This is a genomic window from Sandarakinorhabdus limnophila DSM 17366 (assembly GCF_945882885.1).
Classification (GTDB): Bacteria; Pseudomonadota; Alphaproteobacteria; order Sphingomonadales; family Sphingomonadaceae; genus Sandarakinorhabdus; species Sandarakinorhabdus limnophila_A.
Window position 1 is genome coordinate 1 of the sequence record NZ_CAMCWT010000072.1, and the last position, 9,573, is coordinate 9,573.

The 9,573-nt window shown below is 60.1% G+C and carries 4 protein-coding genes and 1 pseudogene; 2 read left to right on the forward strand and 3 right to left on the reverse strand.

Annotated features, from left to right (window positions below; translation table 11 throughout):
• Positions 1–214 precede the first annotated feature (214 nt).
• Both Q7O19_RS12095 and Q7O19_RS12100 read right to left on the reverse strand, forming a co-directional pair.
• Positions 215–316, reverse strand: a pseudogene (locus tag Q7O19_RS12095) (IS481 family transposase); the annotation flags it as partial.
• A 331-nt stretch (positions 317–647) separates the two neighbouring features.
• Positions 648–3,632 (reverse strand): amidohydrolase family protein, encoded by a 2,985-nt coding sequence (locus Q7O19_RS12100; RefSeq protein WP_303810765.1) that lies wholly within the window; start codon positions 3,630–3,632, stop codon positions 648–650.
• A gap of 444 nt (positions 3,633–4,076) precedes the next feature.
• Here Q7O19_RS12100 and Q7O19_RS12105 point away from each other — a divergent pair, with 444 nt between their 5' ends.
• Both Q7O19_RS12105 and Q7O19_RS12110 read left to right on the forward strand, forming a co-directional pair.
• Positions 4,077–7,280 (forward strand): TonB-dependent receptor plug domain-containing protein, encoded by a 3,204-nt coding sequence (locus Q7O19_RS12105; RefSeq protein ID WP_369692472.1) that lies wholly within the window; start codon positions 4,077–4,079, stop codon positions 7,278–7,280.
• 190 nt (positions 7,281–7,470) lie between these two features.
• The gene (locus tag Q7O19_RS12110; RefSeq protein WP_303810766.1) at positions 7,471–9,282 is read left to right on the forward strand and encodes a gamma-glutamyltransferase family protein; all 1,812 of its coding nucleotides are present in this window, start codon (positions 7,471–7,473) and stop codon (positions 9,280–9,282) included.
• A gap of 85 nt (positions 9,283–9,367) precedes the next feature.
• Here Q7O19_RS12110 and Q7O19_RS12115 read toward each other — a convergent pair.
• Positions 9,368–9,573: integrase core domain-containing protein (locus Q7O19_RS12115; RefSeq protein WP_303810767.1), on the reverse strand; the 206-nt coding region annotated here is incomplete at its 5' end.

Here is a 9,573-nt window from a genome sequence, read left to right on the forward strand (position 1 = left end):
CAGCCAATGCCACCTTCGCCTTGAAAGCCGGACTGTGGTTCCGGCGTGTGCGCTTCGTCATCTGATCTCCTGTTCGGCAGCCACCTTGGCCGCCTTCAGGCAGAAACTCCACTTAGCCGACTGTGCAGATTAGCCGAGCCACCTCTCTAGCGGGACATTGAGTGCTTGAGTTTATAGGCGTTGGCGGAGCGCTTCATAGGGTGTTTTGCCATCGCCCCACGCCGAAGTATCGGCAGGTCTTGGCCACATCACCGATCTTCTCTGCATGGCGCAGCACCTTGAGCTTGCGATGAATGTCGCGGTCTTCCTTGGTCATGGGATCCATCCTACTGGCTGCCAGTCAGCAGCATGAAAGATGTCCCGCAAGTCCATACAGACCTACATAATCTCATACACTCGATGTCCCGATAGATCGTCAACCTTACACGGGCAGTTTGCCCGGCGGCTGGGTGTAGCAATCAGGGTCGCGGGCATCGCCACAGATCAGTATGGTTATTGAGATGGCCGCGCGCATAAGTGAAGAAGGCAGCTGCATGGGCCGCGGTAAGGAGATCGTTACACCACGCCTGGCTGACCGCGGGGTGGTGTTGTGAAAAGGGTCCCGGCGGTATTCGGTCGCGACCCTTTATCGTTCAGCAGCGCTCCCGTTACTGCGGCTTTTTCGCCTGATCGATCAGTTGTTGCACGGTATAGGGTACGCCGTTTGTGATGACCGTTCGCACATTGAAGGTGTTGGCGATGTTGGCCCGGGGATCCCCCTGGATGAGCACGATATCGGCGAGTTTGCCGGCTTCCAGCGTGCCGGCGTCGAGGTTCAGATCCTGTGCCGATACGAATGTGGCGGCTTGCAGGGCCTGAAAGGGTGTTAGCCCCGCGTCGACGTATGACGCTATTTCGGCGTGCAGATTGATGGCGATGGTGGTGTCGGTGCCGGCGGCGACCTTGGTGCCAGCATCATGCATGGCCTTCAGCGACTTGAGGCTGCCGGCGAAAGTCGACGCGCGGAGACCGGCAAGCATCGAATTCTGTTCCTTGACCGACTTTTGCGCCCAGCCTGGATAGAGGCTCAGCCGGGGATCGTCCCTGAAGCTCGGGTTCTTATCCAACAAGCCGATGAGCGCACCGAAATTGGTGGGGGTGAGGACGCGTTGGCTCTTGCCGAAAAGTTGGATGACATCCTCATAGGCGCGGCCCTGCGGGGCCTGCTTGGGCGAGTAGCCACGGCGGCTGGTGGCGCCGAGGTGCTCGGTTGCGTCGACACCGGTGTAAGCTGCGGGGAAGATTTCGTGGCCGGTGACCGGAATGCCCATCTGGTGGGCGGCTTCGACGATGCGACGCTGATAAACGTCCGGCATGCGGACATAGCTTTTCATCATGTCGTATTTGAGCAGACGGGCACGCTCGAGTTCCCGTTCGAGATGGGCCGGACCTGCGACGGCGACGCCCATCTTGTAATAAACGCGCTGCCATTCCAACAATGGCCCATTGGTATAGATGCGCGGCCCGATGCGGACGCCGGCTTCGGCGGCCTCGCGGTCTTCGACGCCGTCATAGGGCTGGTTGCCGGGATCGCGGACGGTGGTGATGCCATAGGCCAGCCAGGCGCGGTGGGCATTGGCACCGAAATCCTTCTGGACATGGGCGTGATGCTCGATGAGTCCGGGGATGGCCGTAAGGCCCGATGCATCGATGAAGGTGCCGCCGCCGTGGCCTGCGGGGTTGTGATCGACAATCGCGGTGATGCGGTTGCCGTCGATGATGATGTCCTTGTTCTTCTGAGTGACGTCGGTGATGGAATCGACGAGGGCGCCGACATGGATGACGGTGCGGCCGGTCGGCTTGGCGAGGGTATAGCTTAGGTCGATCGGGATTTCAGTGATCTGGCCGTTTTCGATGTCGAGCTTCTTCACCTTGTCGGCGGACTGGTAGGTCAGCGTCCGGCTATCGGCTGCCCATGAGGGGAAATAGGAGATTTCATTGGTGTAGGTGCGTGGCGGGCCTTCCGGCTTGCCGTCGGGGCCGACCGGCCAGACCTTGAGGAGGCCATCGTAGATAGCGGCCATCTTGGTGCCATCGGGCGACCATGCCGGGCCTCCGCCGCCGCGGGTGTCGATCGAAACATTCTCCTGCGGGACCTGCCAAAACGGCTCGGACTTGCCGTCGGCGGGGATGACGAGGATCTGGTTTGTGCCCTCTCGGAAACTGGCCGAGAATTTGTAGGAAAGGCCAATAGCGAGATAGCGGCCATCCGCTGACCATGTGGGCGATCCTGGCTGACCGAGGGACCCCTGCAGGCGGGTAACCTTGCCGGTGGCGACATCGATGAAGCAGACGCCGGCCACTCCCCACATGCCGTCGACATCGAGGAAGGCGACGCGCGTGCCATCGGGCGACCAGGTGGCACCCAGAGGCTGGGTATCTATGTTGGTCAACTGGCGATCCTTGCCGGCTTTGAGATCGCGAATCCAGAGTTGGGGAAGTCCGCCGCCCTTGTCGGAGGTGTAGACAAGGCTGCCGCCATCTGGCGACCAGGCGACATCGGCGTCCATTGCGCTGTCCTTGGTCAGATTCTCGGGCTTGCCGCCTTTGGTGGGCAGGAGCCAGACATCACCGAGGGCCACGAACGCGACCTGGCTGCCATCGGGGGACAGGGCCGGCTTGACGACACCCAAGGCGCGGCGGGGTGCCGTGCTGTCATAATCATGCTTGGCACGGGTGTAGCTGGGTCGGGTGACTTCGAGGCGGGCATCGAAGGGAATTGTGGTGAGGCGCGAACCGCTGCGCTGGCGGATCTTGCCGTCCGAGACATAGGCATAGCGGCCGCTGGGCTGCCACGAAACGCGAAATGGGAAGACATTTTCGTCACCCGACACGCTTTTGCCATCGACTTCGAGGCGGCTGCCCTTGGCATCGGCGACGACATAAGCGAGCTGGCTTGAAGGACCGTAGGATGGGGCATCGAGGCGGGCGCCCGGAACTGCTTTCAGGCTGCGTTCGGTGTTGGTGGCAAGGGTGGTGATCCAGAGCGCCGAGCCCGCAGGACGGGTGCTGGCATAGGCGATCTCCTTGCCGTCTGGCGACCAGCTGGGCATCCGGTCCTCGCCAGCGTCGCTGGAAATCTGGGTAAGGGTGCCGGTGGCGGTATCGAGCGTCCAGATGTTGTAGTTGGCGCCGCCCTTGCCGAGCCGATCGGACGAAAAAGCGATGGTGCGGCCATCGGGCGACCAGGCTGGTTCACGGTCATCATAGGCGCCTTCGGTCAGGCGCTTGGCGCCGGTACCGTCGGCGGCGATGGTCCAGAGATCATAGCCTCCTTCGCGGAAGGCGAAATAGGCGATCTGCTTGCCATCGGGCGACCAGGCCGGCTGGCGGGCGTCGTTGAAATAATCCGTGATGAGAGTGGCGCGTCCGCCTGTGGCGGAAACGATCCAGAGGCTGCCCTGGAGATCGATGGCGTAGGACTTGCCATCGGGCGAGACGCTGACCGACATCGATGTTCCTTCGTGAACATCGAAACCGAGGCGCTGGCCGGCGCCGGGAGGTGTGGGTTGGACGGGGGGTGCAGCGTATGCGGCAGTGACGAGCAGGGTAGCGACAGAAACAAGCAGGCTGGTTTTGGTGGTTGGTGTCATTCTTTCCCCCTTGCGGTACCGACAGCCCCCATTGCTGCAGTGCAAACGCGGTCAGTCTAGCCGCACCGTTTCGAGAGTCTATGAAGTGAATCGCGCTTAGGACAGCTGAATTATGACCGGGCCGCAGTGAGCGGTTCGTGGTGATTAGCCGAGCATTTTCACCACGATCCCCACAGTCGCTCGTAGGTAAAGCAATGGAACGGCTTCCGGCCCCGAAACACCGCTCGGACAGTGGTCGTATTTGGCAGCGAAGCAGATCCGGACGCTCTGGCGTGACCGTGCCCATGCTGAGCAATTTCCGGAAAGTGGAAAGCTGTGCCGGCTTGAAAGCGGGCAAATCGGTGAAACTCCAAAGTTTTTGAAGAAAAAATATTTTTTAATTCATTACTAAAACGGAGTTTCGAAATCTGTGACAACATGTCGCACTTTTGCGCAGCCGCTGCGTTGTGCAAAAAGTTTATTGGGAAGAATAGAAAAATTAAAATGCCGAATAGTGAGCGGGTAAAAGCACTGTTATCTGAACCGGTATTTTTTTTCTGCGACATGGGGAACATATATATGGAATTGCGTTCGGTGATGTGGGCGCTGGCGGGCGTTGGTCTCTGGGCTCTGGCTGTGGGGACGGCGCAAGCGCAGACGGCAGCGGCTCCGGCCGACGAGCCTGAAATCGGTGAAGAAATTGTCGTCACCGGCTCGCAGATCAAGGGTGGTCGAGAAACGCTTTCTACGCCGCTTGAGGTATTTGGCGAAGAGCAGATTCAGGCGGTGGCAGCTGTTTCGGGGGCTGATTTGTTCCGCTCCATCCCGCAACTTGGTGCCACGTTATTCAATGAGCAGGCGATTGGCGGGGTGAGCGCCAATGCGGCGCGCGGTGACGTGTCTTCGATCAGCTTGCGGGGACTTGGACAGGGTAACACGCTGGTGCTGATCAATGGCCGACGGACTGTGCTGCACCCAACTTCACAGGCCGTGACGGGCGTGGTCGATTCGGGGATTCCGACCTTTGGGTATAACTCCAATGCTTTGCCGGTAGGCGCAATCGATCGGGTTGAGGTGTTGCTGGACGGGGCAGCGGCGCTTTACGGTTCAGACGCGGTGGCGGGCGTGGTAAACAATGTACTGCAATCCGATTTTCAAGGCGCCCGAATTGACGGGCAATTTGGTGGCGCGGAAGGCACGAACCTACGCGAATGGAGCTTGAACGCGCTGCTGGGCTTCAACTTTGGTGGTGGCCGGGGCAACATCTCGATATTTGGGAACTATGCGCGGCGCTCGCGGATGTTTGCATCTGATCAGATTTACACCGCGACGCAGGACCGGCGGCCGTTTGTGGCGGGCACGCCATTTGAGAACAACGCTTCGTTCAACGCGACGAGCACCAGCACCGCCTGGGGAACGTTTCGGGCGCCGGGATCGGGCGCTCTGTCCAGTAATGGGGTGACTTTTACCAATGCATCGCGGCAATGGCATATTCAGCCTGCCACCAACGCAAGCTGCAACATCGCGAGTGGCACGCCGGGTACTTGCTATGATGATGGCAATGGCGCTGCACAAATGGCCAATGTGGATTCCAATCTGCGGTTGGACACAGTGCAGACATTTCCAGAGCAGACGACGCTGCCGCAGGTAAACCGCTTCAATCTGTTTAGTTTTGTGAACTATGAATTGACCGACGATGTGAAATTTTTTGGGGAGGCCGGTGTTTACGGCGGGCGCACCGACACGACGCTGGCGTCTGCTGGATCGTTGGCGAATATTCCAATCACCGTAGCGGCGAACGCTTTTTGGAATCCGCTTGGCCCGGTGAGTAGCCCGAACCGGCTGCCTGGTCTGAACATCCCGGGCGAGGGTCTGCCGGTGACGATAACGGCGCTGAACTATGTCGATGCCGGGCCGCGGCGGGTGACGGTGAACAATTACCAGTATCGGGCGCTGGCGGGCCTGCGCGGAAGCCTTGGGAACTGGGACTGGGAAACGGCTGGCCTGTACAGCTGGGCGACAGCATCTGACGTGACGGATGGGCTTTCCAACACGGCACTTCAGGCGGCGATCAACCGGACAACGCCGAACGCTTATAACCCTTTTAATGGCGGCTCGCTTGCGACGCCGAACATCGGCGACGGCGCGCCCAATCCGCAGGCGACGATCGACAGCTTCAAGATCCAGTCCAACCGGCGGACCAGGACGACGCTGGGGCTTTGGGATTTGCGGCTGTCCAACAACAACTTTCTGGATCTTTGGGCTGGGAACAGCATAGGCGTGGCAGCCGGCATCGAATATCGCCGGGAATCGTTCAGGGATGACCGTGACCCGCGGCAGGGCGGCGTTTTGGGACAAGACATCACCTATACCGACAGCGTGACGCGGATTTTTTATGGCTCTGACCTGGCAGGGGCCAGCCCCAGCCCGGATGTTTCAGGCAACCGCAATGTTAAATCGGCGTGGTTGGAGTTTGCTCTGCCGCTGGTCAATGCGGACATGGGCGTGCCGTTGATCCGGTCCTTCAATGTGCAGGTGGCTGGGCGCTATGAGGATTATAGCGACGTGGGCAGTGTGGCACGGCCCAAAGTGGCGGCAGCATGGGAGCTTTTTCGGGGTTTGACCCTGCGCGGCTCCTCGTCTCAGGGATTTCGAGCGCCGAACCTTGAGGTGATCAACACCGGGCTGTTGGACCGCGTTACGGGCGGGGTCGAGTACGTGCTGTGCGAGGCAGACCTGCGGGCCAAGCGGATTGCCAGCTTTGCCCAGTGCAACCGCAACCAATCCGTGCTCCGGCGCAGCGGCGGCAACCCGAACCTGAAGCCGGAAGAATCAGACAACTGGAACGTGGGCGCTGTGATCCAGCCGCCGCTGCCGGACGGTTTTGGCCGGTTGACCATCAATATCGACCGTTGGAAGATCAAGCAGAAGAACGTGATCGGACAGATCGATTTTCAGAACCAACTGAACATCGATTATTTGGCGCGTGTGGGCGGCAACTCCAGCCCCAATGTGGTGCGTGCCGCGCCGACGGCTGACGACATTGCCATTGTGGCGGGGACCGGCCTTGCACCGGTGGGTGAACTGCAGTTTGTCACTGCACTGTTTGAAAACCTCCAGCCGATCACGATTGAGGGCCTTGACGTGAACGTGGATTACCAGATCGATACTGGCAGCGCGGGCCGGTTCTCGTTCAATGCCAATGTGGCGAAGCTCATTCGCTTCGATATTGGCGCGCCGGGGCCGGTGCAGGCGCTGCTTGATGCGCAGCAGGCTGGCAAGATAAATGCTGGCGTGCCGATTTTGGGAGGCGGCAGCGTGATTGGCCAGGATGGGCAGCCTCGCTATCGGATCACGGGGCAGCTCAACTGGACGCTAGGCCGGGTGACCATTGGCACCTTTGGGCAATTCGTTGACCGGACTTTCCAGAATGCGGTGCGCGATGCTAACGCCAATCGCTTTGTGGTGGAGAGCCTGACGACTTTCAACGTGTTTTTGCAATATCAGATCGACAAGAACGCGGGCGGGGCTTTGGCGGGCACACGCTTTACAGTGGGTGCGCGAAACATCTTCGACAAAAACCCGCCGTTGGCTTCAAGTGGTTATCTTGCCCAGCTTTATGTGCCGCAGGCGCGCTACTTGTATACCAACATCAGCAAAACTTTTTAATGGGTAAAGGCTGATTGCTGATGCTGGACTGCCCATGACGGTCGGTCCGGCATTAGTTTTTTGTTCGGTGTGAGGCTGGATTTTTACGATGACAGACGATGTGCGGCGCGCTGATTTGGCAGCATTATTTAGCCGGCGACAATTGGCGCGCGATGCCATTGGCGGGGTTTTGACATTGGGTGCGCTGGGGATGGCTGGCAGTACTGCTGCGCAGGGGATGGCGGCACCAGCCCAGCCTGCCGAGCCTGCTATTGAGCCTACCCGGCTGGTGAGTTCCGGTGAAACGTTGCGGCCGGAGATTGTCGGCAATTTCGGCATTGTAGCGGCCGGGCGGCACTATGCCGTGGCCGCAGGCAACCGCATTTTGCTGGCGGGCGGCAATGCCACCGATGCCGGGGTGGCAGCGACCCTGGCTGCCGCGGTGACCGAGATTTCGCACTTCGGATTTGGCGGCGAGGCGCCGACGCTCATTTATGACGCCAAGACGAAGAAGGTCTTGGTGGTCAATGGGCAAGGCACGGCGCCGGGGCTGGCGACGCCGGACAAGTTCGCCGCCGAGGGCGTGATTCCGGGCAATGGGCCCAATGGCGGGACGATTCCCGCCGTGGTCGATGCAATGGCGCTGGCGCTGCAGCTCAATGGCACGATGACCCTTTCACAAGTGATGGAGACGGCGATCGAGCTGGCCGACGGCTTTGTGATGTACAATTTTCTGGCGGAGGTGTTTGTCAGCCAGCAGAAGTCGACGTCCAAGTACAAGTCTGCCTATGACACCTATTATCCGGGCGGAAAGCTGCCCAAGACCGGGGAAATCTTTCGCCAGCCCAATCTGGCGCGCACGCTGCGGATCATTGCCGACGCGGACCGATCGACCTTTGCCCGCACCAATGACCGCAAGGCGGCGATTCAGGCCGGTCGCGATGCTTTTTACAAGGGCGACATTGCACGCAGGATCGCCGCCGCGATGGAAGCTGACGGCGGGCTGATGCGCTATGACGATCTGGCGCGCTATACGGGCAAGGTAGAAGCGCCGGCGGTGGTCAGCGTGTTTGGACATGACGTGTGCAAGGCCGGCTTCTGGAGCCAGGGACCAACCCTGCTGATGGCGCTGAACATTGCCGAAGCGGTGGGCATTGCGGCGATGACGCCGGATTCGGAAATTTATCTGCATACGCTGGCGGAATCGATCAAGCTGGCATTCGATGACCGCAACATGTTCTTCGGTGATCCGGATTTCACCGCGGTGCCGGGCAAGGGGCTGCTCTCCAAGGCCTATGCCGCCGAGCGTGCCAGCCAGATCGGGCCGATGGCCTCGCTCGAGCATCGATTTGGCAACCCATGGGCGCATGAAGGGCGCCCTCGAACGACGCCGCAATTCATGCCGCACATGCTCAAGCGCAATGGCGGGCCGAGTGCCGATACCACTGCCATCGAAGTGGTGGACAAGGACGGCAATCTGTTCAGCTGCACGCCGAGCTCCGGCTGGCTGCTGGGCGGAGCCTATATTGCCGGTGACACCGGGGTGCCGATGAGCAACCGCCTGACGATTTTCGACCTCGATCTAGCCAGCCCCAATGTCATTGCCCCTTACAAGCGGCCGCGCACGACATTGTCGCCGAGCATCGTGCTGAAGAAGGGAGCTCCCTATCTCGCTATCGGCACACCCGGCGGCGATAACCAGGACCAACAGATCATGAATGTGCTGCTGCGCGTGCTGATCCATGACCAGCCGCTGCAGGCCGCCATCGAGGCGCCGCGGGTCAACTCGAACCATTTCCACGGCTCGTTTGCCGTGAAGAAAGACGAGCCCGGCGTGCTTGAAATCGAGGACCGGGTGCCCGCCGAAGTGCGCGCAGGGCTAACCGCGCGCGGCCACAAGCTTGATGTGCTTGGGCCGTTCGGTGTTTCTACCGGCATTGTCGCGGTGGGCGTTGTGCCGGGACCTGGTACGTTGCGCGGCGGGGCCGATGTGCGCCGTGAGCGCTATGTGATGGGCTGGTAGCAGCTCCGCAAAGGCCAGACTTGTAAGTTTGACGATCTATCGGGACATTGAGTGCATGAGATTATAGGCGTTCCCGGAGCGCTACCTAGGGTGTTTTGCCATTGAAGGCGCCGTGTGGTCGATTGAAGTTGTAGAAGTTCTTCCACTCGGCAAGCTTGGCTTCGAGATCGACGTCGTCTTTGTACGACAGGAGTTGGTAAAACTCCTGCTGGTCAGAGCGATGGGAACGCTCGACCTTGCCGTTGAGCTGTGGGGTTCCGCGCTTGATGTAGGCATGGCGGATGCCCTGAT

Bases quoted from the DNA above. Each gene is read 5' to 3' on its own strand.
- Q7O19_RS12100 (WP_303810765.1), bottom strand. From the start codon at position 3,632: ATGACACCAACCACCAAAACCAGCCTGCTTGTTTCTGTCGCTACCCTG.
- Q7O19_RS12110 (WP_303810766.1), top strand. From the start codon at position 7,471: ATGGCTGGCAGTACTGCTGCGCAGGGGATGGCGGCACCAGCCCAGCCT.